Here is a 25,001-nt window from a genome sequence, read left to right on the forward strand (position 1 = left end):
CTGCTGTGACGTGTTGGCAGCATGAACTGCGAATCCCATGCCCGATGCCACTTCACAACAGGCTTTGAGCACAGGAAGGTCGTCATCGACGACGAGAAGTTCAAGTTTGGGCTCGGACGGGGAGAACTGCGGAATTTCCGATCCTTCCGGGACGGAAGTGAGCGGCGAAGAAGCTGTCCAACGACCGACATTACTAATATCGGAAATATCCGAGACAGGGCCCGACGGGGTCAACAACCTTTCTTTGGAAAGACCGGGGCGCTGGAAATTATTCAGGGGCTTCAATGGTTCGGGCATCGTTCTTGGGGTTACTCAACTAACGTACTATTTGCGACCTAAGTAATGCTCGCAAAGTAACCGAAAGCTGCACGAAGGAGACGTAGTAATTCTGGTTCGCTACGGGAAAATATTCCCATTTTGGGACAAACGGCCAAGGAAATGCGCTGGATAACGCCAATCGGCGATACTTAAAGGGATAAGTGAGGGTAAAGAATTGGTTTTTCGTAGTAATGATCGCGGCACCAGCGAACTTCGTCCAACACGGTTAATCCGGGATTTTGTGGCCACTGCTGAGGGTTCGGTTCTGGTGGAGGTTGGGAATACTCGCGTTCTGTGCAATGCCACTGTGGAACCCACTGTGCCGGGATGGCTTCGGAACAGTGGTAAGGGATGGGTTACCGCCGAGTACAGCATGTTACCGCGGGCAACGCTCACCCGCACGCCCCGAGAGAGCGAGCGCGGCAAGATTGGCGGCCGAACGCATGAGATTCAGCGGCTGATTGGTCGGTCACTGCGCAGCGTGGTGGACCTGAAGGCGCTGGGCGAGCGGTCCATTGTGCTGGATTGCGATGTAATCCAGGCTGACGGCGGTACACGTACCGCCGCGATTACTGGCGCGTGTGCGGCGCTAGCGCTGGCGCTGAACCGGTTGGTGAAGGCGGGAACGCTGCCGAAGTCGCCGATGCGGGAGCTAGTGGCTGCTACGTCCGTTGGCATTGTGGATGGGCAGGTTCTGCTGGATCTGGCTTACGAGGAAGATTCGCAAGCCGAAGTGGACATGAACGTGGTGATGACGGCTTCCGGCGGATTGGTGGAGACGCAGGCGACGGCGGAGAAGGTGCCGTATTCGCGGGCGCAACTGAGCGAGATGCTCGACCTGGCTGAGAACGGCATCCGACAACTTATCCGGTTGCAGGAAGAGCTGCTGCAGGGCTAAGGTATTCGCGCGTTTATCGGTGCGTGAAGGCGTGCAACCGTATCGCACCTTTCATGCGGTGTTCTTGCGCCGATAGAATAATGAAGCGATTCAAAACAGGGAGGATGACAGTGGCAACGAAGCCAACACCGGGAAAGATCAAGGGACTGAAGGCTGTATCCGATGCGCGTGGCGTGATTGCCGCAGCGGCCATGGACCAGCGCGGATCGCTGCAGAAGTCGATTGGCGCAGCACGCGGTTCGGCAGCATCGGGTGATGATCTGGTCATCTTCAAGGAACTGGTGACGAAGACGCTGACGAAGTATGCGTCGGCAATTCTGCTGGATCCGGAATACGGTCTGCCTGCAGCGCGCCAGCGTAACGATGCTGGACTACTGCTGGCCTATGAGAAGACCGGCTATGACGCCGCTACGCCGGGACGCCTGCCGGATCTGCTGGACCTGTGGAGCGTTCGTCGCCTGAAGGAAGCGGGCGCGGACTGCGTGAAGATTCTGCTGTACTACACGCCGTACGAAGACGCCTACGTCAACAACCTGAAGCAGGCATGGATTGAGCGCATTGGCGATGAGTGCCGTTACCACGACATTCCCTTCTTTCTGGAGCCGGTGGGTTACGACGAAGCCGGCAAGGGCGAGAAGACGCTGGAGTATGCGCGCAAGAAGCCCTCTGTGGTAACGAAGACGATGGAAGAGTTCACCAAGGACCGTTACGGCGTGGACGTGCTGAAGGTTGAAGTGCCCGTTGAGATGACCTTTGTGGAAGGCACAAAGGCGTTCAAGGGTGAATCCGCTTACACGCGTGCGCAGGCGCTGCAGTATTTCCGCGATGCCGAGACGGTGACGGATAAACCGTTCATCTATCTGTCAGCCGGTGTGACCAATCCGATCTTCATTGAGACGCTGGCGCTGGCAGGTGAAAGCGGCACGAAGTTCAATGGCGTTCTGTGCGGTCGTGCAACGTGGTACGACGGCATCAAGATCTACGCGCAGCAGGGTGTAGAGGCCTTTGAAGCATGGCTGAACACCACGGGCGTGGAGAACATTCAGAATGTGAATGAGGCTCTGAAGGCGGCTTCGCCTTGGTACCTAAAGTACGGTGCTTCGTCGTTGGCTGAAGTGTAAATTCCCAAAGAAGGATTCGGAAGGTCATCGCATATGCGATGACCTTTTCCTTTTTTGCGCGGCAAGGTTAGACTCTGCGCTATGCTCCGATTTCAATTTGCTGTTCCTGCGGTCATGCTACTGGCTGCTGCTTCCCTTTCTGCCCAATACACCGTGAAGCGCATGGTATTTCAGGGTGGCGCTCCCTACTCGCAAAAACAACTTGAGGCTGCTAGTGGTCTGACACCTGGACAGAAGATTGGCCAGAAGGAGATGAGCGATGCCGCGCAACACATTATAGACAGCGGCGCGTTTGGCGACATTGAAATGTCTCTAAATGGAGCGGCCAGCGGCATTGATGTGATCTTCAAACTGAAGCCTGCTGATCCTGCGACGATGCTGCCGGTTTCCTTTGAAAACATTGCGTGGTTGACACCGGAAGAACGCGAAGCTGGATTGCAGCAGCACGTGCCTCTTTATTCAGACAAGCTGCCTGCTGCGGGCTACCTGCAACAGCAGGTGCAGGATGCACTTCAGGAAATGCTGAAGGCGAAGGGTGTAAATGCAAAGGTAGAGGGCTTTCAGAAGCCCTCTACGCCGGAGCGTCCAACAGCAGCCGTAGCCTTTCGCGTGAGCGAACCGCGACTGGTTTTGAGCAATGTGAAACTGGCTGGCGTAAGCGCCGAGTTGGCTCCCGGAGAACGGAAGTCGATTGGCCAACTGGTTGGGACGCCCTTCAATGAAGGCATTGATAGCCATCTTTCCGACACGTTGTTGAGTGCTTATCGCAACGCGGGTTATGTGGATGCAAAGTTGGAAAATGTGAGCCGCACAGTTGCGGATGGCGCGACTGGTTCGGCGAACGTTACCGTCGCGGCGCAGGTTGTTCCAGGAGAACCGTACCGTGTGGCTTCCATTACATGGCCGGGGACCGCATTGTTCTCAGCCGACGACTTTGCGAAGGCGAACAAGGTGCAAGCCGGCGATACAGTATCCGTTGCTGCGTTGCGTGAGAGTTATCAGCCCATCCTTGATGCTTACCATCGGCAAGGCTATGTGGACGCGGCAATCGTGCCCGCGTTGAAGGCCGATACAACGAATCATACGGTGGCTTACAACCTGACGATTTCGCCCGGTCAGGTTTATCATGTGGACAGTGTCCACACAACGGGTTTATCGGGGCAGGCACAGAAAGACTTTGACACAAATTGGAAGCTGAAACCAGGAGCTGTATGGGATTCCGTTTATGCTGCAAAATTTCTGCAAAACAATACAGCGCTGCGATCGCTGGCACCGTACACGGCAAAGTTTGATTCCGTAGCGCATCCAGAAACACACACTGTAGATGTAACGATTACGTTCTTTGCAAATAACAAGTAGAGGCCAGAATGGGGAAGGTTCGGATTGCGGGGTTTTCGGTTTCGCTGGATGGATTTGCTGCGGGCATTGAGCAGAGCTTGCAAGATCCGCTGGGTAAGCGCGGGCCGGAGTTGATGCAGTGGTTCTTTCCTACGAAGGCATTTCGTGCCATGCAAGGTATGGCGATCGACGGTGAAGATACGGCAGATGACATCTTTGCTCGTCGTGCGATGGAAGGAAATGGCGCGTGGATTCTGGGCCGCAATATGTTTGGGCCAGTGCGCGGGCCCTGGCCGGATGATAGCTGGAAGGGGTGGTGGGGAGAGGAGCCGCCCTATCACGTACCCACCTTTGTGCTGACGCACCATGCGCGTGATCCGATTGTGATGAAGGGTGGCACTACCTTTTACTTTGTGACGGATGGCGTTGGCTCGGCGCTGGAGAAGGCGCAGCAGGCTGCGGGTGAGAAGCATGTTCGCATTGGCGGCGGAGTGTTGACGGCTCGGCAGTATCTGCAGGCAGGACTTGTGGACAGTGTCCACCTGGCGATGGCTCCCGTGATGCTGGGGCGTGGCGAGAACCTGTTGGCGGGAATTGATCTGCCGTCGCTGGGGTTCAGCGTGAAGGAACATGTGGCGACCAATGCTGCGACGCATGTGGTTCTGGAGAAATAAAACGATTCCTCTGCAAAAGTGAACGGCCCGAAGAGAGTATCTTCGGGCCGTTTCTTTTTATTCCCACTCGATGGTGCCAGGTGGCTTTGAGGTGATGTCGTAGACGACGCGGTTGATGCCGCGGACTTCGTTCACGATGCGGCTGCTGATGGTCTTGAGCACTTCGTAGGGGAGCGGCACCCAGTCGGCGGTCATGCCGTCGTCGCTGTGCACGGCGCGGACGGCGCAGGTGTAGGCGTAGGTGCGCTGGTCGCCCATGACGCCGACCGACTTGACCGGCAGCAAGACTGCGAAGCTTTGCCAGATCTGCTTGTAGAGGCCGGCCTTCTTGATTTCGCTGACGACGATGTCGTCGGCATTCTGCAGGATTTCCACGCGCTCGGGGGTGATTTCGCCAACGATGCGAACGGCGAGGCCGGGGCCCGGGAAGGGCTGGCGCTCAAGCACTTCGTCGGGCATGCCGAGATCTTTGCCGACACGGCGGACTTCGTCTTTGAAGAGGTCGCGCAGAGGCTCAATGAGTTTGAGCTTCATGTTTTCCGGCAGGCCGCCAACGTTGTGGTGGCTCTTGATGGTTTGCGATGGGCCTTTGACGCTGGAGGATTCGATGACGTCGGGGTAGAGCGTGCCCTGCACGAGCCATGCAATTTCGTTGCCTGCGGCGTCGTGCTGCAGTTCCCCGCTCTTTTCCTGGTCGGCGAGAATGCGTGCGGCTTCGTCGTCGAATACGGAGATGAATTCACGGCCGATGATCTTGCGCTTGGTTTCAGGATCGGTGATGCCGCCGAGCTGCGAAAGGAAGCGCTTGGATGCATCAACAGCAACGACGTTGAGGCCGAGCTTCTTGCGCATGTTGTTCTGCACCTGCTCGAACTCGTTCTTACGCAGCACGCCGTTGTTGACGAAGATGCAGGTGAGGCGGTCGCCGATGGCGCGCGAAACGAGCACGGCTGCGACTGCCGAATCAACACCGCCTGAAAGAGCGCAGATGGCGTGGCCATCGCCGACTTGCTTCTTGATGGCTTCAACCGTCGAGGTGATGAAGTGTGCCGGTGTCCAGTCTGCCTTTGCGCCGCAGATGTTGAGCACAAAGTTCTTCAGCAGCTCAGTTCCCTGCTTGCTGTGCGCAACTTCGGGGTGCCACTGCACCGCGTACATGTTGCGCTTTTCGTCGGCGATGGAGGAGATGGCGTTGTGTGTTTCGCCTGCGATGACGAAGCCCGCAGGGAGATCGACGACGCTGTCGCCGTGGCTCATCCATACATCAAGCTTTGCAGGAAGACCGGCGAAGAGCTTGTTGGTCTTCTTTACGTCGACTACAGCGTCGCCGTATTCGCGCTTATCGGCGGGCGTTACCTTGCCGCCGAGATGATGCGCCATGAACTGCATGCCGTAGCAGATGCCGAGCGTGGGCAGGCCTAGCTTCAGGACTGCGGGGTCGGCCTTGGGCGCGTCCGCGTCGTAGACGGAGCTGGGGCCGCCGGAGAGGATGATGCCGATGGGGTTCTGCTCGCGAATGCTCTCAAGCGAGGCGGTGCAAGGCAGAACGACGGAGAACACATTGAATTCACGTACACGGCGAGCGATGAGCTGCGTGTACTGCGCTCCAAAATCCAGAATGACAATGGTTGAACTGTCCACAAGCCTGATTGTAACTTCCGCGGGTTACAGACGTGTCTGTGAATCTTCGCCGGGAGTTCGCTATTCGGATTTGTCCTTCTGTCGCGTATTTGCGACGCCGGTAACGATGCCCGCGCCGAGAAGGACGATGACAAGACCGGCGATCCAGTGCTGCGGCACGTGGGCGAGATGCAGCAGGTAGGCTGCGCCGATGATGATGACGATGTAGCCGAAGACGTAAAGACCAAAGGACATAGCCGTAGTCCCTCCGCAAGCTGTGATGCGGAGTGCAGAGGGATTGCTGCCTTTGGTCGCCGAGGATTTTTGGGCTTCTCAGAGCGTTGCAGTAAGCGAAAGGAATGCAGGTCCTTCGGCTTCGCTCAGGATGACGACCTCTGGTCGTATGAGCTTCGCTTGAACAGCCTTGGTTATGTGAGTTCCCGCTGGACGAACTTCGTTCGTAGGATCGCTTTCGCGATACCCAGGTAGCTTCGCGAACCTGGGGCACCCGATTTGATGCGAGGAACTTTGGAGTGTATCGGCGAAGGAAATGTGTGGGGATTCTTCGCTTCGCTCAGAATGACCGGCCTTGGGCTTATTCGGTGGTTTGCGGCCGGATGAGCTGGAGGTAGCCTGCGAGGCGCGCTACGTGGAAGAAGTCAGACGCGATGAAGTACCACACCGCTACGGCGCAGTTCCAGTAGAAGAGGAACTGGTCTGTGAGTTCGGTCTGGAATGGCAGAGGGCAGGCCGAGAAAACAACTGCGAGGATCATCAGCGCGATCTTCACGATGCCGAGGACGAGGTTGATTTCAATGAGACCGCTACGCAGACCGCCAGTGCGGATCGACTGTGAGATGCTGCCGCCCACGCCGGTGCCGTTGAGTACAGAAAGCAGCGGTGCGAGGCTGAAGATCCAGCCGATGAGTGCGGAGACGACGAAGAGGCCCAGCGTGAGGACGATAACGCCCCCCACGTAGCCCATGATGATGGGGTCGCCGCCGTTGGCGATGGGGTTGACGATGGTCCAGCGGCCGAGTGCCTGCACGCCGAAGAACCACACGATACATAGTGCAGCGAGCGGCAGGATGCGCAGCAGTTGCAATGCGATCATGGTGCCGATGCGCGGTTGCAATGTGGCATCCATGCGGCGGAGGACGAGTGTGCGGCCCGCGCCGGAGACGATGGCCCAGGCAACGAGCATGACTGGTGCGAGCCAGGATGCGATGTGCAGCAGACCTGGCAGAACGATTGCTGCGAAATCAGCGATGGTGGCGGAAGCCTTCATGGGATCGGTGAGGAGCTGGTTCACCGTGAGGGCTTCAATGTTGGTTGCGCGCCAGGGCACCGAGGCGAAGACTTTGGACGCCTGCACGTAAACGATGGCAACTGCGGGGATGCCGAAGAGCCATCGCCAGGTAAGTTCCAGCAGCACCCACGAAGGATGGTTGCGCACTTGTGTGAGTGTGGCGACGAATCCCTGCGTGGCGCGCTGCTGTTCCTTAACCAAGTGAACTATCCCTTCACCACGAGGTTGACCATCTTGCCGGGGACGAAGATCTCCTTGACGATGGGCTTGCCTGCGATGCGCACAGCGACCTTCTCGTCAGCCTTTGCGGCGGCCTTGATGGTGTCGGCGTCCGCGGCTGCGTCAACCTTGATGACGATAACGAGTTTGCCGTTGACCTGCACGGGGATTTCGATTTCGTCTTCGCGCGCGAGTTCCGCATCTGCGACGGGCCAAGGCTGGCGGAAGACGATGCCGCTGTGACCAAGTTCCGTCCACAAGTCCTGCGAGAGGAATGGTGCGAACGGTGCGAGCAGTAACACGAGACCGCGGAAGACTTCGCGGATGGTGGCGGGCGAGATGTCGCCTGCGTCCATCTTTGCTTCGCTGGCGGAGATTTCATTCACCAACATCATGATGGAAGCGATGCAGGTGTTGAAGTGCCAGCGACCGCTGAAGTCGAGCGTGATCTTTGCGATGGTCTGATGCAATGTGCGCAGCAAGTGCTGACCGTCGACGCTTAAGCCTTCGAGGGTTTGCGTGTGTTCGGTTGCGCGATGCAGAGCGGCGTATTTCGTGGTGAGGCGATGTACGCGTGAGAGGAAGCGATAGACGCCGGCGACGCCTTCTTCCTGCCACTCCAGATCGCGATCCGGCGGTGCAGCGAAGAGCGCGTACATACGCGTTGCGTCTGCGCCATACTTGGCGATCATGTCGTCGGGCGATACGACGTTGCCCTTGGACTTGGACATCTTCGCGCCGTTCTTGATGACCATGCCCTGCGTGAAGAGGCGCGTTGCGGGCTCGCTATTCTTGATGAGGCCGATGTCGCGCATGACCTTTGTCCAGTAGCGCGAGTAGATCAGGTGTAGGATCGCGTGTTCGACGCCGCCGATGTACTGGTCAATGGGGAACCAATAATTTGCGGCTTCCGATGCGAACGGCGCGGTGTTGTTGCGCGCGTCGGTGTAGCGATAGAAGTACCAGGACGAATCGACGAAAGTGTCCATGGTATCTGTCTCGCGGCGCGCTGGGCCATCGCACTGCGGGCAGGTGGTGTTAACGAACTCTGGCACGCGTGAGAGCGGTGAGCCATCGACCACGGCGAGGTCAACATTCTCTGGCAGCAGTACGGGCAACTGATTTTCCGGTACAGGCTGCATGCCGCACTTGTCGCAATAGACGACAGGGATGGGCGTGCCCCAGTAACGCTGGCGCGAGACGCCCCAGTCCTTCAAGCGATACGTCGTGGTCTTTTTGCCGAAGCCGTTCTTCTCTGCGAAGGACGACATCTTTTCCTGAGCTTCGAGGACAGCTTCGCCCGTCCATTCACCACTGTCGATCAGCACGGATTCTGCCTTGTCCGTGTAAGGTAACGGCAGATCGTTGGTGTCGAGGTTGGGCGCGATGACGCGCTTGATGGGCAAGCCGTACTTCGTCGCGAATTCGAAGTCGCGTTCGTCGTGCGCGGGCACGCTCATGACTGCGCCGGTACCGTAGCCCGAGAGTACGTAGTTGGCAATCCACACCGGCAGCTTTTCGCCCGTGAAGGGATTGATGACACTGCGGCCTGTGGGCACGCCGTGCTTGGGCAGTTCGCCCAGCATGTCGGTGTCGCGCGCGGTCTTTTGTTCGGCCAGCATCTTGTCCACTTCAACGGACAATTCTGCATCGCCGGAAGCCCAGTGCTGGACGATGGGATGGTCCGGCGCAAGCTGCAGCGACGATGCGCCGAAGATGGTGTCAATGCGCGTGGTGAAGACCGTGATGGTCATGTTGTCTGTGCATTGATCCACGGCAAATGTAACTTCCGCGCCTTCGCTGCGGCCGATCCAGTTGCGCTGCATGACGCGCACCTTCTCGGGCCAGCCTTCGAGGTTGTCGAGTCCGTCGAGCAGTTCATCCGCGTAGTTGGTGATGCGGAAGAACCACTGCGTGAGGTCGCGCTGTTCCACCAGCGTGTCTTCATGGCGCCAGCAGCAGCCGCTGATGACCTGCTCGTTGGCGAGCACGGTGTTGCAGTTCGGGCACCAGTTGACCTTGCTCTTGCGGCGGAAGGCGAGGTCGCGCTTCAGCATTTCGAGAAAGAGCCACTGGTTCCAGCGGTAGTATTCCGGCAGGCAGGTGGTGACTTCGCGCGACCAGTCGTAGCTGAGGCCCATGCGCTGCATCTGCTTGCGCATCTCTGCGATGTTGTTCAGCGTCCATTCCCGCGGCGCGGTGTTGTTCTTGATGGCGGCGTTTTCGGCGGGCAGGCCGAAGCTGTCCCACCCCATGGGGTGCAGGACGTTGAAGCCGTTCATCCACTGGTAGCGCGCGAGGGCGTCGCCGATGGAGTAGTTGCGGACGTGGCCCATGTGCAGCTTGCCGGAGGGGTACGGCAGCATTTCCAGCACGTAATACTTCGGCTTTTTGCTGGTGGCGATGGGGTCAGCGGCGTAAAGCGACGGGTCAGCATCCCAGGCGGCCTGCAGGCGCGGCTCAATCTCGTGGGGCTGGTAGCGCTTCGGCTCTTCGGGCGCGGTGGTCTGTTCGACGATCTGTTCGGAAGACATGCACCTTTTATTGTAGGCCGCGCCGGTGTTTCTACTCCACACCGACGCGGATGCGAGGTCAGGCGGCGGTTGCGGCGTATCTGCGGACAGCGGGGCGCAGGAGCTGGCGCGGTGTTTTGTGGGCGTCGCGGCGGAGGAGTTTTTTACCGCGCATGATATGCCCCTCCACGCTGCGAGGTGTGGCTCCGCGATGGGCGGCGATGGCTTCCACCGAAAGGTCGTCAAAGTAGCGCATGCGGAGGACTGCCTGGGTTCCTGCGGGCAAACGTTCCATGCGCAGGAGCAGGATGCTGTGGTCTTCATTGCGCAGGAGTGTGCGCTCCGGTGTTTCCATGTGGTCGGCGCGCTGCATTTCAAACTCGGAGAGCAGCAGCGGATCTTCGTCGATGGACGCGGCGAGGCGCACCTTCTGCGAGCGCAGCAGGGCAAGCGATTTGTTGATGACGATGCTGGTGAACCAGGTCTTCCACTGCGCGTCTTCACGGAAACCGTCGAGCGCTTTCCATGCGGAATAAAAGGCGTTCTGCAGGGTGTCTTCCGCGTCGTGCTCGTTGTGCAGGATGCGATGAGCGATGCGCAGAAAGTAATTGCGGTGGTCCACGACGAGTTGCAGGAGGCGCTGCTGGCGCTCTGAAGTGGTGGGGCAGGCAGATGTCATGACGAAGCTCTCCGTTGGTGCCAAACGAGAAGGAACTACGCGCAAGCAGAGGCTGCGCGAGGGCTTCAGGCGACGGAGAGTGTTGGCGGTGGTCGGAAAAGCAGTGGTGGCGGCCACAGACCCGGCGATGCGGGGAGGGCTGCTTCTGTACGTTGCCGAACGGGCGTTACATGCAGCTGGGGAGCCTGTACGGCGATGTCGAGGTCAGAGCCAAGGGCAAGCGATTCATCTGCCTGCGTGGACTCCGCAACCTTCTCCACACGTTCGCGCTGCGCCATGGAGGCGACCGTACCGCCGGCGCGGGCGTTGAGCCTGCCGGGGATGTGGTTGAACTTCAGCGTGTATGTGGATTGGACCGTGAACATGCTGAAGAGGCCGGCGACTGCCAGCATCAGCCAGAATGCGCGTGTTGTGAGTCGACGCCGCACCATGTTCTGTCTCCTATGAGACTCCGAATACTGCTGAAGGTCAACCCACTGGCTGCTAACCTGAGTTTTATGAACCTGATTGTGAGTACGCAGTGGGTGGCGGATCGGCTGAGCGACAAGAAGCTGGTTCTGGTGGATGCGACGATGCCTCCGGTGGGTGTGACGCCTGCGGTGGATACGCGCGGGCGCTATGTGGCAGAGCATTTGCCGGGTGCTGTGTTCTTTTCCATTGATGACCTGAGCGATCATTCGTCAGGCTTGCCGCATACGCTGCCTTCCGCTGAAAGCTTTGGCGCGAGCATGGAAGCGCTGGGCATTGGGAAGGATGACACCATCGTGGTGTATGAGCAGGTGGGTGTGTTCTCTGCCCCGCGCGCGGTGTGGATGCTGCGCAGCTTCGGCGCGAAGGATGTGCATCTGCTGGATGGTGGATTGGCTGCATGGAAGTCTGCGGGCTTGCCTACGGAGAGCGGCGAGGTGACACGCGAGCGTGCTTCGTTTGCAGCGGAGTTGAAGCCGGGAGCGATGACCACATTTGCGGAGTTGCAAGGAAAGATTGCTCGCGGCGAGCAGATTCTGGATGCGAGGGCGAAGGGCCGGTTTGATGGCACCTCGCCGGAGCCTCGTGCCGGCTTGTCGTCCGGGCATATGCCGGGTGCGGTGAATGCTCCGTTTATGGAGCTGGCGGTGGATGGAAAGATGAAGTCGCCGGAGGAGTTGCGCGAATACTTTGCGGCGAAGGGTATTGATCTTTCGAAGCCCTGTACGACTTCATGCGGGTCCGGTGTAACGGCAGCGGTGGTTTCGCTGGCGCTTGAACTGGCAGGGGCTGAGAAGTTGAGTTTGTATGACGGTTCGTGGGCGGAGTATGCGTCACGACCGGAAGCGGTGATTGTAAAAGATTAGCTTACTTAACTTCTTTATCTTCCCGAAGTATCTCGTGCGGGATAGGAATGCAGGTCCTTCAGCTCCGCTTCGCTTCGTTCAGGATGACGGTCTTCGACCGTTGGAGCTTCGGTTGATGACGGCCTTTGGCCGTACGAGCTTCGCGGGTGTTGTCTCTCTGAACAATACAAAGGGCACGGATGTCTCCGTGCCCTTTGTATTGTTTGATTCGCTTAGCGTGCGATGGCCATGGGGCCTCGCCATGTGGCGATGCGGTTGCCTGCAGGGTCGAGGACGGTGACTTGTATGTCGTACTCGCCTGCGGTGAGGTTGGTTAGCGGCACCTTCATGCGGATGGGTGTCGTTCCGAGGCGGCTTTCAGCGATGGGTTCGGCTTTGACGGCCTGCGTTTCCATTGCTTTTTTGCCATCGCGGAAGATGGAGACGTATGCCACCAGAGGTCCGCGTGCTGGAGCTGCCGGAGCAGCGCCGGGTGTCGCTGCAGCGGCTGGCGCTGCGCCCTGATACGCCTGCAGCAGAATCTCAAGGTCGCGGTCTGTGCGGAAGACACGTGTGACCGACGGGATGAGTTTGCCTTCGGCGCTCATCAGCGGATTCACCGCGTCTGACTTGGCCTGATCCTTACCCTTCATGGTGTTGAAGAGTGCGGACTTGGTGTCGACGCGCTGGTTGCTGAGGACGACTGAGCTGATGGGAAGCTTCTTCGTTTCCTTGTTCAGGTTCGGAATGATGAAGCTGGTTTGGTAGGTGCCGATGCGGCCCGTTTCGTCGTCGCGTGCGAGGAACTTGATGTTGTAACGGCCGGGCAGCAGCGTGAAGCCGGTGCTGTACTCAATGGGACGCTTCGTGAGTTCTGCGGCGGTGTCGTCGCTGATCTTTACATCGACGTTGTCGCGCAGGTTCGTGACGGTGTTGCCGCCGATTTCGTCTTTGATTTCGCAGACGAAGTCGATGACAGTGTGTTCACTGCCAAACTTCTTTGCGAGTGCAAGTTCACGACCGGGGATTTTGACCGTGAGGGGAACGAAGTATTCTGCGCGATTGAGCTGGAAGTAATTCAACTCCATTGCAATGGTGAGTTCGGTGATGGGGTCGCCGAGCATGAGCGCGTCTTCCAACTGGCGCTCTTTTTCGGTGCCGTTGAACTTACCGAATTCCTTGTTCGCGTAATAGCCCTTTCGATAGTCGAGTGTGGCGTTGAGCGAATCGGCAACGGTGATCTTGATCTTGCGGAACGCACCATTCAACGAAGTGTTGGTGGTGTAGTAACCGATGAGGTAGTAGTCCGTGACGGCCTTCTGTGCGCGGACGATGCCTGCATTGAGATCGTTGTTGTCAAAGAAGGCTTTGCCGCCGGTGTCTGCAGCGAGCGCGTAGAGCGTGTCCTGCGACTGCTGGAAGCGATCGTTAACAGCGGTGGCAGATGCGCCGCTGTACATGCCCTGTCCACCGGGCGAACCCTGCGATGCATCACCGAGCGGCGGAGTAGCCACGAGGCCGCGCGCGTCAATGGGCCAGAAAGCCACGCCGGATTTCACGGCAGTTTCAACGGTTGCGTGGAGCTGCGCCTGATTGTCGTTGCCATTAAGACGGAGGCCGCTGGCGAAGTAGAGAAGGATCTTCTTCTCATTCATTGCGCCGAGCATAGTGGCCGCTGTCTGCAATGCAGAAAGCTGACGATCGGTGTTGAAGATGTTGAATTCGCCTGGATCCTGACCGAAGGCTGCTCCTGTGTCTGCGCTGCTGTCGTCAGTGACGGATTCGTCATTGCCCTGCCCTTCACCCACGATCATGGTTTCAAGGATGGAGAGCATCTTGTTGCGGTCCTGCGAGAAGTCCTGCAACACATCGACGGAGCCACCCTGATAACGCAGGATGGAGACGAGATCGGCAGAGGTCATCTGTGTGCGGATGAATTTTTCCGCGGACTGCAGTGCGCGCAACTGATCGTCAGGACGCATGGCCGTCATGTCGAAGTACATGGCGATGAGACGCTTGTCCTTGTACTGCGCGGATTGCTGGAATGATGTGCGCGCCAGCCTCTTGTAAATCTTGACCTGTTCGTCGTTGGGGTCCTGCTTGGGCAGAGGCGCGGCGTCAACGGGCAGCGATTCATGTTCGAAGACGCGAATCTTCTGTGGTGTGCCGTCTTCTGTGATGGTGAAGTCGTTGGCGGTGAGGTTCGGAATGAACTTGCCGCTCTTGTCCTTGATGACGACCGCTTCGGTCACGAGTTGTGACTTGACGCTAAGCGTGTATGAGCCGTCCTGGCCCTGCGGCTGATTGGTGCCAATCTGCTGCGATACGGCCGAGGTTGCGAGCGCGAGAGTTGCGATGAGTACGAGAGATTTCATGGTTAGAAGCGAAGCCTCCCGCTGAGTTCGAATTGACGCATGCCCTTCGCTGAGGCAGGCAGACCGAAGGTAGTGCTGTTTGTAGTGGTGACCCATCCGGTGTAAACCACGTGGTTCAGGATATTGGTGCTGTCGACGCGTAGCTCAAAGCTGTATGGGTCGCGGAATTTGAAGACGCGCGCCAAGGAGCTATCGAGCGTGATGGAGTTGGGCCCTTCAATGGAGTAACGACCCGCGTTGCCGAATTGGCCGTTCGATGGCGTTGCGTATGCGGCGGAGTTGAGATGGTAGCCAGCGGGTGCTGCATAAAGATCTGCACCGGTGCGGTTGGGGCGAAGGATATTGGTAAAACCTGTGCCAGGGATCGTCGCCACGTAGATGGGCGTTTGTGGCAGGCCGCTGCCCGCAGCGAACTCCGACGCGATGGTCCACTGCTTGAGCAGTTTGCCGCGCCAACCCGTCATGAGCGTTCCGCCGCCCATGCCCATACCGCTGGTGTATTGCAGCGTGAACTTCAACAGATGACGCTGATCGAAGGAGGAGCGGCTGCGCTCTGCACGGAGGTTCAGCCAATTCTGTGCGACGGATTCTGCCGGGGTGTTGTACGCCGTGAGAGCCGAAGAGACGGCTGCCGTGTTTGTGCCTCCACCGCCGAGGAATGCGGCGTTGTCGATGGAGTGCGCGTAGAGGTAATCCAACGTGGCGGTGAGTCCACTGCGCAGACGGCGGCGCAACTGCACTTCACCCGCATGGCGAATGGCATTGGCATACGAGGTGCGATACACAAAGCCGCGTGGGCAGGAGGCGCAGGTGGGTGTGCCTCCCGGTGCGTAGGTGTTGGGAAGAAATTCCTGCGGCACGTGTGTTCCCTTGGAACCGAGATACCTTGCGGTGAGCACCAGGGAGCCGGGCAGATCCTGCTGCACGCTCAGATTCCACATCTGCGCGTAGCCGGTGCGGAAGTTTGGATCGATGGCGAAGGTGTTCGACGTTGTTCCAGCGCAATTAATGAAGCCGTTCGCCATGGTGAGCGGGCACGTTGCGCTACGGGAGACGTTGAGGCTGGTGGAGAGCGGCGATTGCTGCGACATGGATTCTGCCGCATTGAGATAGACAGAGGTGTCCACGTAAATGCCGTAACCACCGCGGATGACAAGCGGCTGTGCGGGCAGGGGACGCCATGCGAAGCCAAAACGCGGCTGGAATTTGCGAAGGTCCGGACGTACCAGCGAGGAGGGATAGTGCTGGCCGGTGACTGGGCCGACCGGGTTGTAGCCAAGTACCGGTTGGGCGTTGGTGAATCCTGGTGCGACATCGAGATTGACGAGGCGACCCTTTAGCTCCGTGTTCGGTGCGCCGTAGTCCCAGCGGATGCCGGTGGTGAGCGTGAGTTCGGGCTTGATGCGCCAGTCGTCTGTGACGTATAGATCGCTGACGGACTGACGGAAGTACTTATCCGCGTTGCCATAGGCGACTCTGCTGGCATCTGGTGTGCCCTGCAGGAAGTCTGCGAAGTCGTTGCCGGATGCGGCACCGGTGAAGGTGAAACCGCCGCGCGGGTTGGACTGTGCGAGCTGATTGAACTCCTGCCTGCGGAAGTCGCCACCAAAGGTGACGGTGTGGCGACGATGCGTCCACGTGGCTTCAATGGAGAGCGCGTCCGTGCGGTTGCGATCGAAGGCACTGATGCCGTCCGTGAGGCCTGCGATGCCGCTGGAGAAGCTTAGCGTTGGCGGGCCCCAGTTGGTGGAGTCTTGGTTGTTGCCCGTGATACCCGCGTTGCCGCTGATGTTAGTGCGGTTCGCGAAGAACGGCGTGATGTCAGTACGCAGACGCGTGAAGCGGTAGCCAGTATCGACGAACAACTGGTGCGGGAAGCGATGCTGCCAATGCACATTGGTGTCGATACCAAAGGTCTTGGTGGTGTCACGGAACTGGAAGAGATTTGCAGCGTCCGAACGCAGATTGCGGAAGGCAAACTGGCCGAAGAACGAATCGCGACGACCAACGGATTTGTCCATATGCAATTGCATGGCGTCCGCGTGCGTGCCGTTCACTACCTGCGTCTGGTAGTTGTAGCTGGTGTTGCCGGTGATGTTGGGCAACGGATACAACGCGAGCAACGCCGCGGCCTGCCGGCTGACGGGCACAGGACCAACAACGGGAAGGCCAGTCGTCGGATTGACGATGGTACCGGCAACGATTCCGTTACGCTGATCCGCTGTGGGAACAAGGCCGGTGTAGATGGTGGCATCGTTATCACGCGTCCACTGATAGGCGAGGAAGAAGTTTGGCCCGTTGTAGAAGAGATGCGGAATGCGGATGGGGCCACCAATGGTGGCGATTCCAGTGAACTGCGTATACGACGCCTTGGGCAATTGCAGACCGGCCACGGAGTAGGGCTTGGCGTCGAACGGCGACGCGCTGACCTGGAAGCCGACGCTGCCGGTATACAGTTTTTTGCTGCCAGCACGACGTGAACCGAAGGCCTGTGCCAGCGAATACTTGCTGGTGGCGGCGTTGTTTTCGCTGCCGTTGATGAGCATGCCGTCGGCGCTCTTGTCCGGCTCGGACGAAGCAGCCGAATCGGATGGCGGTGGCGGCGGGGCAGAGTTGTCGCCAGCGTCCTTCGCCTTGCCTTTTGCTGCGGGTTTTTCCACGGCGGCGGTAACGACCGGCGCGGGCGCGTTGGGTAGCATGGCCTTGGCAGAAGCGAGCACTTCTGCCAACGGCATCATCTGCAGTTCCACTGGCGCGGCGGCCGTTGTCTCAGGGATGGTCACTGTCGCGTCGACAGCGCGGAAGCCCTGCATCTCCATGTGCAGGTGCCACTGCCCCGCATCAATCGTCGGGAACTGAAAGATGCCCTGTGCATCAGTGGTGGCGACCAGCTTCTTGTCGCCCTGCGTGGCAGTGACCGTGACACCGGGTAACGGCAGGCCGTTGGTCAGTACGCGTCCGTGATGCTCCGCGGCAGATGCGGTGACTGCGGAAAGAAACAGCAGTGCTGCCGCAGAAGAACGCGCCTTCGATGGGATGGACAATGCTCGGATCAATCAGTTCTCGCTTGGTTTTTCGACGTGGTCGAGGATCATGACATCAACAGCGGTCTTTTCCGCGTCGAGCTTCAAGCCGCTCTGCTGCTGAATGGCAGTAAAGATGGGTGGTGGTGCGTCGGGTGATTCATCCGGAACAATTTTTACATTGAAGACAGCGAACTGGGTTTCATCGGGCGTCCATGTGAGGGTGCCGTTGTAACGGCCCTGCAGACCGGTGTGGTTTACCACCGGACGATCAAACACCGCGCCCTGGAAGCCATGGCAGATGTCATCCATGGTTTGATTGCGCATGATGAGATGGCCGAGCTTGGTGAATTGGAAGCCGCCACCGCTGTGTTCGTCGCCATCGGTCTTGGTCATCTTGATGCCGTCCTTGGCGACGGTGAGGACGTAGGCTGACATCTGCTGCTTGCCCTCATGGAACTTCAGGCCAAAGCGCTGTGCCATCAGCTTGCGCAGCATGGCTTTTACCTGCGCGCCGGTGGGAGCGCCGGGAGCATCCGGTTCGCCGGTGACGATGTCAAACTTGTCTGTCTCCATCCATGCGGGGCCACCCACGATCTGCTTGGGATTCACCTCGTAGGCAAAGCTGATCATGTCATTGAGCGTGGTGTTGCGCGTTTGAAAGTGGCGCGGTGGCCCGCCAAAACCTTTGCCCTGTTCATCGGGCGGTGCGGGCTTAATGGTGGCGACGTCCCACGACGGATTCGCGTCAGCGGCCATGGGAGGGACGGGCTTTGGAGGCTCCGGGATGGCCCATGCGGTGTCCGGCGTAGCGCGTACCAGGATGAGTGGCAACGGCTTGTCACCCTGCTTCCACTGGCCGGTGATCGTAGTGCCATCCGGCGAGAGAGTACCGGTGTACAGGCCATCAATGGCATCGATCTTCAGGACAAGCTGACCCCCCTGAAAGGTGGTGGCATCCACGGGAATGGCACGACCTCCCTGATCGATGCTGAAGAACTGTGTCCTCAACTTGCCGTCCGCGTCTTTGCTGATCTTGATGACGGTGCGGAGGTCTTTTTCCGCGTGCAGCGTCCCCTGCCAGGTGTCGTCAATGTTGGTCTTTGCCGCGGCGGCCTGCACAGCGGCAGCGTGTAGTCGCATAGGGGGAAGACTGACGACGCTGAAGGCAAGCAAGGCAAAAGCCAGGGAACGCATGGACGAACTCCTAAAGGTTTAGGTTACAAGGCTGCACAGGGATATACGCAAAGAAAGCCGATCCGTTCCATACTTTCTTCCGATTCAAAACGGGAATCCTTTCCCTGCAGACTTGAGCGCACTTAGTTGTCGCTGGGTTTCTCCACGTGGTCGAGGATCATGACATCGACGGCGGTTTTTTCTGCGCTTAGTTTTAAGCCCAACTGCTGGTCCATTGCGGGCGTGATGGGCGGAGGTGCGTCAGCCGATTCATCGGGAACGATCTTTACACCGAAGATCTGAAACTGCGTCTCATCCGGCGTCCATTTCAGCGTCCCATCAAAGCGACCGGGTATCTCCGTGCGATTCACCACGGGGCGGTCAAAGACGCCGTTCTGCATCCATGAAGCAAAACCATCCATGCTGATGTTGCGAAAGACCAGGCTGCCAAGCTTGGGGAAGAAAAATGCTGTGGGATCATGAGGATCCGACTTGCTGGCGGTGAGCTTCGGGCCGCCTTTGGCCACACTGATCACATACGCCGACATTTGTTGTTGGCCTTTGTGGAACTTCAAGCCAAAGCGGTCAGCCAGCAGTTTGCGCATCATGGAGCGCACCTGATCATCACTGGGCGCGCCGGGAAGATCAGGCTCGCCAGTGGTGATATCGAACTTATCGGACTCCATCCAGGCGGGACCATTGATGATCTGCTTGGTGTTTACCTGGTAGGCAAACATAACGAGATCGTTCAGGGTGGTATTGCCAGTACGGAAGTGACGCGGTGGACCACCAAACCCTTTGCCTCTTTCGTCCGGCGGGGCGGGCTTCACAGTGGCTACATCCCAGTTGGGATCACCATCCGCCGCCATCGGCGGAACGGGTTTAGGTGGCTCTGGAATGGCCCATGCAGTCTCCTTGGTGGCGCGAGCCAGGATCAGGGGCAGCGGCTTGTCCCCCTGCTTCCATTCGCCCGTAATGGTATTGCCATCGGGCGCCATCTTACCGGTGTAGACACCGCCGATCAGGTCTACCTTGAGCGTTAGTTCGCCATCATGAAAGATCGTATCCGTGACATCGATGGGACGTGGATTCTGATCGATACTGTAGAACTGCGCCTTGAGTTTGCCGTCTGCAGTCTTGCTGATCTTGACCACGGTGCGCAGGTCTCGACCTACTTGCAGTGTTCCCTGCCATGTGTCCGCGATGTCCGTTTTTGCAACGGCAGCTTGAGCGGATGCTGCTCGCGCAGACACGACAGTACAAGGAATAACCGAGAACACTACTGCGGCGAACGCGATGCGGGCCGATACACCAAAGCGCATGAAAGTTACTCCCCGAAGGAACCAGATTAAGAAGGCTGCACCTAGATATACGCGGCAGCGTGAGTTTGGTTGGGAAAAATTGCAATCGTTTTCAAAAAATTAAGCAGCCGGTTCTATATTGACTTTCTTCTCTCCGGCAACCAGCTGTTCCTAGAGATTTAGTTGTCTCCGGTTTCTCCCTGCGATCCACAACCGAAACATCTACTGCTGTTGAAACGTGGCAATCATACCTATGTAGTTTTCTATACGCAATAAAAATCGCTTGCCCTTATTTCTCATACAGAACAGAAACGGAAATGCCGGACTCATGACTAAGTCCGGCATTCCGTTGGCTTGCTATGTATTTACAGGTTTTATGCAGGCAGGGCTTCGAGTGCGGCCTTTGCCTTGTCGTGGAGTAACTGCGTTTCCGACTGCTGTTTCTTCAGGCCTTCGATGACGTTTGCCGGAGCCTTCGCGAGGAATGCCTCATTGCACAACTGACGGTTTGCCGCCTCCAGGCCCTTGGTGAGCTTGGCGATCTCTTTGGTGAGGCGCTCGCGCTCTGCCGGAACGTCGATCTGGCGCTCATATATCACGCGTACGTCGAAGCCCACGCCGGAACGTGCATCCGTTCCGGTAAGGGTCTCTGTCGCGAAGTCCACATCGCTAACGCGAGCGAGCTTGGCCAGCATGTCACGATGCGCGTCGGCCAGTGCGAGGGTGCGGTGGTCGCCGTGGATGAGGATGGGCGCCGCTTCCTTTTCAGGAACGCCGAGATCCTTGCGCAGGCCGCGGATGGTGTTGATGAGTTCCTGCAACGTGGTAATAGCGGAGACCGCGGTGTCATCTGCCGGAAAGTCGCTTGGCTGCGGGAATCGTGTGAGCGCGATGCTCTTGGCGTAAGGCTTGCCTTCGTACAGTGCGTGCCACAGCTCCTCTGTGAGGAAGGGCATGAACGGCGACAGCAAGCGCAGCGATGCTTCGAAGACTCCAACCAAGCCCGCGAGCGAGATGGCCGTCTCCGGGTTCTGAATGGGCTGCTCGCCTTCCTTTACTTCAGGAAAATCGAGACGCAGCTTCACCAGTTCGAGATACCAGTCGCAGAACTCGCCCCAGAAGAACTGGTAAACGGCGTTGGCCGCTTCGTCGAAGCGGTATTCCTTCAACGCCTTATCCACTTCAACAGTCACGGCGTTGAGGCGCGCGAAGATCCAGCGCGTTTCAATGGGCGTGATCTCCGGCAATGCGCCTACCGGATTCGCGGCGCCCATGGTCATCTTGTAACCGGCGGTGCGTGCACGATCGATCTGCAGGAAGAGGAAGCGCGCAGCGTTCCAGATCTTGTTAGCGAAGGCACGATAGCCTTCGGTACGCGCTTCGCTAAAAGCAATGTCTGTACCGGGTGATGCCTGCGATGCGAGTGTGAAGCGCACCGCGTCCGTACCGAAGCGTTCAATGATCTCGATGGGGTCGATCACGTTGCCCTTGGTCTTGGACATCTTCTGACGGTCCGCATCGCGCACGAGCGCGTGGATGTAGACATCGCGGAATGGTACGGCGTCTTTCAATTCGCGCTTGCTGCCGTCTGGCATGGGCACATCGAGCATGAAGTGCGTGCCCAGCATGATCATGCGCGCCACCCAGAAGAAGAGGATGTCAAAGCCAGTGACGAGCAGATCCGTCGGGTAGAACTTTGCGCTGTCTTCCGTAGGCTCGGGCCAACCGAAAACCGTGAACGGCAGCAGACCGCTGGAGAACCATGTGTCGAGCACGTCGGTTTCCTGCTGCAGTTCTGCGTGATCGCAGGAGCCGCAACGTTCCGGACGCGTCTTGGCAACACATGTTGTTCCGCACTGCGGGCAGTGGTATGCCGGAATGCGGTGGCCCCACCAGAGCTGACGCGAGATGCACCAGTCGTGAATGTTGCGCATCCACTCAAAGTACGTCTTGGCGTACATGGGCGGCGTGAACTTGATGTGGCCTTCTTCAACTGCAGCGATGGCCTTGTCGGCAAGTGGCTGAATCTTGATGAACCACTGCATTGAAAGACGCGGTTCAATGACTGCGCCGCTACGCTGCGATGTGGCGATGGCCAGCGTGTGATCCTTCACTTCAACGAGCAGGCCCTGCGCTTCCAGGTCTTCGAGGATGCGCTTGCGTGCTTCGTAGCGATCGAGGCCGTGGTAGGGCGAGCCGGGCAGGTCAATGTGCGCGGTCTCGTCCATGATGGTTAGTTCAGCTAACGAATGACGCTTGCCGATCTCGTAATCATTCGGATCATGCGCGGGTGTGACCTTCACCGCGCCTGTGCCGAACTCGGGCTTGGCCCATTCGTCTGCGAGCAGCGGGATTTCACGTGCTGGTTTTCCAGCCGCGGCGCTGAGCGGTAGCTTGATCGTCTTGCCAACGAGTGCCTTGTAGCGTTCGTCTTCTGGGTTCACGACAACGGCAACGTCGCCCAACATGGTTTCAGGGCGCGTGGTTGCGATGACGATGGAGCCGCTGCCGTCTGCGAAGGGATAACGCAGGTGATAGATCTTGCCGACGGTTTCCTTGTGTTCGACTTCAAGGTCAGACACGGCGGTCTGCTGGATGGGATCCCAGTTGACGATGTAGCTGCCGCGGTAGATGAGGCCCTGTTCGTGCAAGCGCACGAAGGCTTCTGTCACCGCGTTGGACAGGTTCTCGTCCATGGTGAAGTATTCGCGGCCCCAATCGACGGATGCGCCGAGGCGCTTCATCTGCGTGGTGATGGCGCCGCCGTACTGCGACTTCCACTGCCACACGCGCTCAAGGAACGCGTCACGACCGAGTTCCTTGCGGTTGGTGCCTTCTGCCTTGAGCTGCTTTTCCACCATCATTTGCGTGGCGATGCCGGCGTGGTCGGTACCGGGTACCCAAACGCTTTCTTCGCCCAGCATGCGGTGCCAGCGCGCGAGAATGTCCATCTCCGTCTGGTTGAGCATGTGGCCCATGTGCAGGCGGCCCGTGACGTTGGGCGGTGGCAGCAGCATGACAAATGGCTTGCGGCCATCGGAGGGCTGGTTCAGCGGAGTATCGAAAAGTTTTTCGGCGACCCAGAAGTCCGCCCATTTCTGTTCAATGGCGGCGGGGTCGTAGGCTTTGGGAAGTTCGTTCGGCATATGAAAAGGAGCGCGGTTGTGCGCTCCTTTCAGGATACCGTGAATGGCCCGGACTCAACTCTTCGCAGCCTTTTCCGCCTGCCGGATGAGCTTCATAGCGGCGTCCGCGCTCTTTGTGCCCAGAAGCTTGAACTTTTTGCCTTCCATGTTGTGGTAGTTCACGAAGAATACCTCTAACTCGTCAATCCACTTACGCGGAAGATCGTTCAACTTCTTCACGTTCGCGTACATGTGGTTGGCCTCTGCAACGGCGACCAGGCGGTCGTTGCGGATTTTCTTCTTGCCATCGATCTGCTCACCTTCGATGACGCCGATGAGCCGCGCCATGACGGAGATGCCGGGATAAGCTGGCTCGTCCATCAGGAGCAGGACGTCAATGGGATCGCCATCACCGCCTTTTGTGCGTGGCAGAAACCCGAAGTCATATGGAAAGGTCATGCCTGCGGGCAGAACGGCTTTCACCGTGAAAATTTTCTGATCCGGGTCAAAGGCGAATTTGTTGCGGCTGCCTGCGGGTGTTTCAATGATGACCTGAACCAGGCCCTCTTTTTTGTCGACCGGCTTTAATCCGGTTGGATCTGCCAAAGAACTCACGTGCGTACCTCCTGCACGCTTCATTGGATGGGTGCGCAGTAATAAACGTGGTGCCGGATTGGAGGAAACCCATCACATGTTCAGCAATCTAAGAGAAAAGGAGAACACAGTGACCTCCGTGATCACTGCGTTCTCCTTCTTATTTCCCGTTTCTACCGGAACAACAGTGGCGTGAAGTCCACCAGGTCGTCGCGCCAGACCATCCAGGTGTGCATGCCGGGGGTTTCGCGAGTTTGCACGTCGCCTTTGATGTTTGCCTTGGCCCACTTGCCGAAGGCGCGGTTGGCGGTGATGAGTGAGTCTTCTGTGCCGCAGCTCATCCAGAAGAGTTTTACCGGCTGCTGTGTCTTGTAGTTGGGCACGATGGCCTCAAAGCCCTTGGCCCATGCGTCATCATTCGCTGCGCTACGCCAGCCCTCATTTGCCAGCGCAGGCGAGACGACGGCAGAAGAGAACGCACCTACGTAAGCGAAGGTCTCCGGGTGATTCAGGCCGGTGTAGATGCTGTGGCCTCCGCCCATGGAGAGGCCTGCAATGGCGCGGTGGTTGCGGTCCTTTGCGATGTTGTAGCGCGCTTCCGCCATGGGGATAACTTCGTGCAGAAGCTGGTCTTCAAAGAGCTGCTGGTTCTTGAAGATCATGCTGCCGACGCGGTTCCAGCCTGCGTGAACGATGCTCATGGTGCCGTAGCCGAGCGGCATGACCACGACCATGGGCTTGATCTTGCCGTCGTGCAACAGCGAATCCATGATGAGGTTCGCCTGCCCAGCCTGTGTCCATCCGTTGGAGTCGTCGGAGTAACCGTGGTTCAGGTAGAGGACGGGATACTTCTCTTTGCGCTTGGCGTCGTAGCCGGGCGGTGTGTAGACCCAGATGTTGCGATAGCCATCGTCCTCCGCGCTGGGGGTCACGAGCTTGGAACGGTAGTAGAGGTGTGTGACTTCGCCGTGCGGAATGTCCTGCATCTCCCACGGGAGCGGCGTGGCTCCGGAGATGTGGACGACCGTGGTGGGGCTGATGAGGTTTGGGCGGATGTTCGCGTTGCGCGGGTCGAGCGTGCGCTTGCCGTCAATGGCAAATGTATAGCCGTAGTAATCGGGGCGGAGCGGACCTACGGATGCTTCCCAGACGCCGTTGTTCTGGTTCTGCTGCATGTCCACGGCCTTGGCCATGCCTTCCACCGTGACCGTAACTTTCTTCGCATTGGGCGCTTCGACGCGGAAGGTCACCGTGCCATCGGTTGCAACGTCAGGCGAGACAATTTGCGGTGGGGCGACCATGCCCTGCGCGGAGGCAGGAGACGAAGCGGTCTGTCCGTGGGCAAGGGGGAGAACAGCAAAACAGGCGGCGGCGAACAGGCTTAAGGGTCGCATGGATTGCAAGT

At 58.4% G+C, this 25,001-nt stretch carries 18 protein-coding genes and 1 pseudogene; 5 read left to right on the top strand and 14 right to left on the bottom strand.

Translation table 11 applies throughout. The annotated features are described in order from the left end of the window. Positions 1-297: pseudogene (locus JAO32_RS04760) on the bottom strand (hypothetical protein); the annotation flags it as partial. Positions 298-493: 196 nt separating this feature from the next. Between JAO32_RS04760 and rph the strand changes: the two are divergent. The 4 genes from rph (at position 494) to JAO32_RS04780 (ending at position 4,349) form a co-directional block, all read left to right on the top strand. Beyond that, positions 494-1,216 carry a ribonuclease PH gene (gene rph, locus JAO32_RS04765; protein WP_334238024.1) on the top strand — a complete coding sequence of 241 codons (723 nt, stop codon included), beginning with the start codon at positions 494-496 and terminating at the stop codon, positions 1,214-1,216. A gap of 110 nt (positions 1,217-1,326) precedes the next feature. Beyond that, entirely contained in the window at positions 1,327-2,337 is a 1,011-nt protein-coding gene (locus JAO32_RS04770; RefSeq protein WP_443082571.1) for a tagatose 1,6-diphosphate aldolase, read from the top strand. 81 nt (positions 2,338-2,418) lie between these two features. Next, complete coding sequence (locus JAO32_RS04775; RefSeq protein ID WP_334238028.1) at positions 2,419-3,696, top strand: POTRA domain-containing protein; 1,278 nt, start codon at positions 2,419-2,421, stop codon at positions 3,694-3,696. An 8-nt stretch (positions 3,697-3,704) separates the two neighbouring features. Next, positions 3,705-4,349 (top strand): dihydrofolate reductase family protein, encoded by a 645-nt coding sequence (locus tag JAO32_RS04780; protein ID WP_334238030.1) that lies wholly within the window; start codon positions 3,705-3,707, stop codon positions 4,347-4,349. A 57-nt stretch (positions 4,350-4,406) separates the two neighbouring features. Here JAO32_RS04780 and guaA read toward each other — a convergent pair whose 3' ends face one another. The 6 genes from guaA to JAO32_RS04810 all read right to left on the bottom strand — a co-directional run bounded on the left by guaA (position 4,407) and on the right by JAO32_RS04810 (position 11,120). Further along, positions 4,407-5,990, bottom strand: a complete 1,584-nt coding sequence (gene guaA, locus JAO32_RS04785; RefSeq protein WP_334238033.1) for a glutamine-hydrolyzing GMP synthase — start codon at positions 5,988-5,990, stop codon at positions 4,407-4,409. Between the two features lie 60 nt (positions 5,991-6,050). Beyond that, positions 6,051-6,224 carry a hypothetical protein gene (locus JAO32_RS04790; protein WP_172838110.1) on the bottom strand — a complete coding sequence of 58 codons (174 nt, stop codon included), beginning with the start codon at positions 6,222-6,224 and terminating at the stop codon, positions 6,051-6,053. 340 nt (positions 6,225-6,564) lie between these two features. Continuing rightward, complete coding sequence (locus JAO32_RS04795) at positions 6,565-7,479, bottom strand: hypothetical protein (RefSeq protein ID WP_334238037.1); 915 nt, start codon at positions 7,477-7,479, stop codon at positions 6,565-6,567. Positions 7,480-7,484: 5 nt separating this feature from the next. Continuing rightward, entirely contained in the window at positions 7,485-10,031 is a 2,547-nt protein-coding gene (gene leuS, locus JAO32_RS04800; protein WP_334238039.1) for a leucine--tRNA ligase, read from the bottom strand. A 58-nt stretch (positions 10,032-10,089) separates the two neighbouring features. Beyond that, positions 10,090-10,689: an RNA polymerase sigma factor gene (locus JAO32_RS04805; protein ID WP_334238041.1), complete on the bottom strand. Its 600-nt coding sequence runs from the start codon at positions 10,687-10,689 to the stop codon at positions 10,090-10,092. Between the two features lie 65 nt (positions 10,690-10,754). Then, positions 10,755-11,120: a hypothetical protein gene (locus JAO32_RS04810; protein ID WP_334238043.1), complete on the bottom strand. Its 366-nt coding sequence runs from the start codon at positions 11,118-11,120 to the stop codon at positions 10,755-10,757. 12 nt (positions 11,121-11,132) lie between these two features. Between JAO32_RS04810 and sseA the strand changes: the two genes are divergently transcribed. Then, on the top strand, positions 11,133-12,023 hold the full coding sequence (gene sseA / locus JAO32_RS04815; RefSeq protein WP_334238045.1) for a 3-mercaptopyruvate sulfurtransferase: 891 nt from the start codon (positions 11,133-11,135) through the stop codon (positions 12,021-12,023). 212 nt (positions 12,024-12,235) lie between these two features. Here the strand turns inward: sseA and JAO32_RS04820 are convergent, their stop codons facing one another. The 7 genes from JAO32_RS04820 to JAO32_RS04850 all read right to left on the bottom strand — a co-directional run bounded on the left by JAO32_RS04820 (position 12,236) and on the right by JAO32_RS04850 (position 24,990). Beyond that, a complete protein-coding gene (locus JAO32_RS04820; RefSeq protein ID WP_334238047.1) occupies positions 12,236-14,377 on the bottom strand; it encodes a VWA domain-containing protein in 2,142 nt (713 codons plus the stop codon). Positions 14,378-14,379: 2 nt separating this feature from the next. Then, entirely contained in the window at positions 14,380-17,433 is a 3,054-nt protein-coding gene (locus JAO32_RS04825) for a TonB-dependent receptor (protein WP_334238049.1), read from the bottom strand. Next, positions 17,434-18,597 carry a TIGR03435 family protein gene (locus tag JAO32_RS04830; RefSeq protein WP_334238051.1) on the bottom strand — a complete coding sequence of 388 codons (1,164 nt, stop codon included), beginning with the start codon at positions 18,595-18,597 and terminating at the stop codon, positions 17,434-17,436. A gap of 122 nt (positions 18,598-18,719) precedes the next feature. Next, the gene (locus JAO32_RS04835; RefSeq protein WP_334238053.1) at positions 18,720-19,898 is read right to left on the bottom strand and encodes a TIGR03435 family protein; all 1,179 of its coding nucleotides are present in this window, start codon (positions 19,896-19,898) and stop codon (positions 18,720-18,722) included. 353 nt (positions 19,899-20,251) lie between these two features. Further along, positions 20,252-23,023: a valine--tRNA ligase gene (locus JAO32_RS04840; RefSeq protein WP_334238055.1), complete on the bottom strand. Its 2,772-nt coding sequence runs from the start codon at positions 23,021-23,023 to the stop codon at positions 20,252-20,254. Between the two features lie 54 nt (positions 23,024-23,077). After that, on the bottom strand, positions 23,078-23,617 hold the full coding sequence (locus tag JAO32_RS04845; RefSeq protein ID WP_334238057.1) for an inorganic diphosphatase: 540 nt from the start codon (positions 23,615-23,617) through the stop codon (positions 23,078-23,080). A 152-nt stretch (positions 23,618-23,769) separates the two neighbouring features. Next, positions 23,770-24,990 (bottom strand): esterase, encoded by a 1,221-nt coding sequence (locus JAO32_RS04850; protein ID WP_334238059.1) that lies wholly within the window; start codon positions 24,988-24,990, stop codon positions 23,770-23,772. Positions 24,991-25,001: the final 11 nt, after the last annotated feature.

The organism is Terriglobus sp. ADX1 (assembly GCF_036877645.1).
In the GTDB taxonomy this organism is placed as follows: domain Bacteria; phylum Acidobacteriota; class Terriglobia; order Terriglobales; family Acidobacteriaceae; genus Terriglobus.

Excerpts from the sequence above, each read along its gene's own strand:
- JAO32_RS04775 (WP_334238028.1), top strand. The coding sequence starts at position 2,419 with ATGCTCCGATTTCAATTTGCTGTTCCTGCGGTCATGCTACTGGCTGCT.
- JAO32_RS04780 (WP_334238030.1), top strand. The coding sequence starts at position 3,705 with ATGGGGAAGGTTCGGATTGCGGGGTTTTCGGTTTCGCTGGATGGATTT.
- JAO32_RS04790 (WP_172838110.1), bottom strand. The coding sequence starts at position 6,224 with ATGTCCTTTGGTCTTTACGTCTTCGGCTACATCGTCATCATCATCGGC.
- leuS (WP_334238039.1), bottom strand. The coding sequence starts at position 10,031 with ATGTCTTCCGAACAGATCGTCGAACAGACCACCGCGCCCGAAGAGCCG.
- JAO32_RS04805 (WP_334238041.1), bottom strand. The coding sequence starts at position 10,689 with ATGACATCTGCCTGCCCCACCACTTCAGAGCGCCAGCAGCGCCTCCTG.
- JAO32_RS04810 (WP_334238043.1), bottom strand. The coding sequence starts at position 11,120 with ATGGTGCGGCGTCGACTCACAACACGCGCATTCTGGCTGATGCTGGCA.
- sseA (WP_334238045.1), top strand. The coding sequence starts at position 11,133 with ATGAGACTCCGAATACTGCTGAAGGTCAACCCACTGGCTGCTAACCTG.
- JAO32_RS04820 (WP_334238047.1), bottom strand. The coding sequence starts at position 14,377 with ATGAAATCTCTCGTACTCATCGCAACTCTCGCGCTCGCAACCTCGGCC.
- JAO32_RS04830 (WP_334238051.1), bottom strand. The coding sequence starts at position 18,597 with ATGCGTTCCCTGGCTTTTGCCTTGCTTGCCTTCAGCGTCGTCAGTCTT.
- JAO32_RS04835 (WP_334238053.1), bottom strand. The coding sequence starts at position 19,898 with ATGCGCTTTGGTGTATCGGCCCGCATCGCGTTCGCCGCAGTAGTGTTC.
- JAO32_RS04840 (WP_334238055.1), bottom strand. The coding sequence starts at position 23,023 with ATGCCGAACGAACTTCCCAAAGCCTACGACCCCGCCGCCATTGAACAG.
- JAO32_RS04850 (WP_334238059.1), bottom strand. The coding sequence starts at position 24,990 with ATGCGACCCTTAAGCCTGTTCGCCGCCGCCTGTTTTGCTGTTCTCCCC.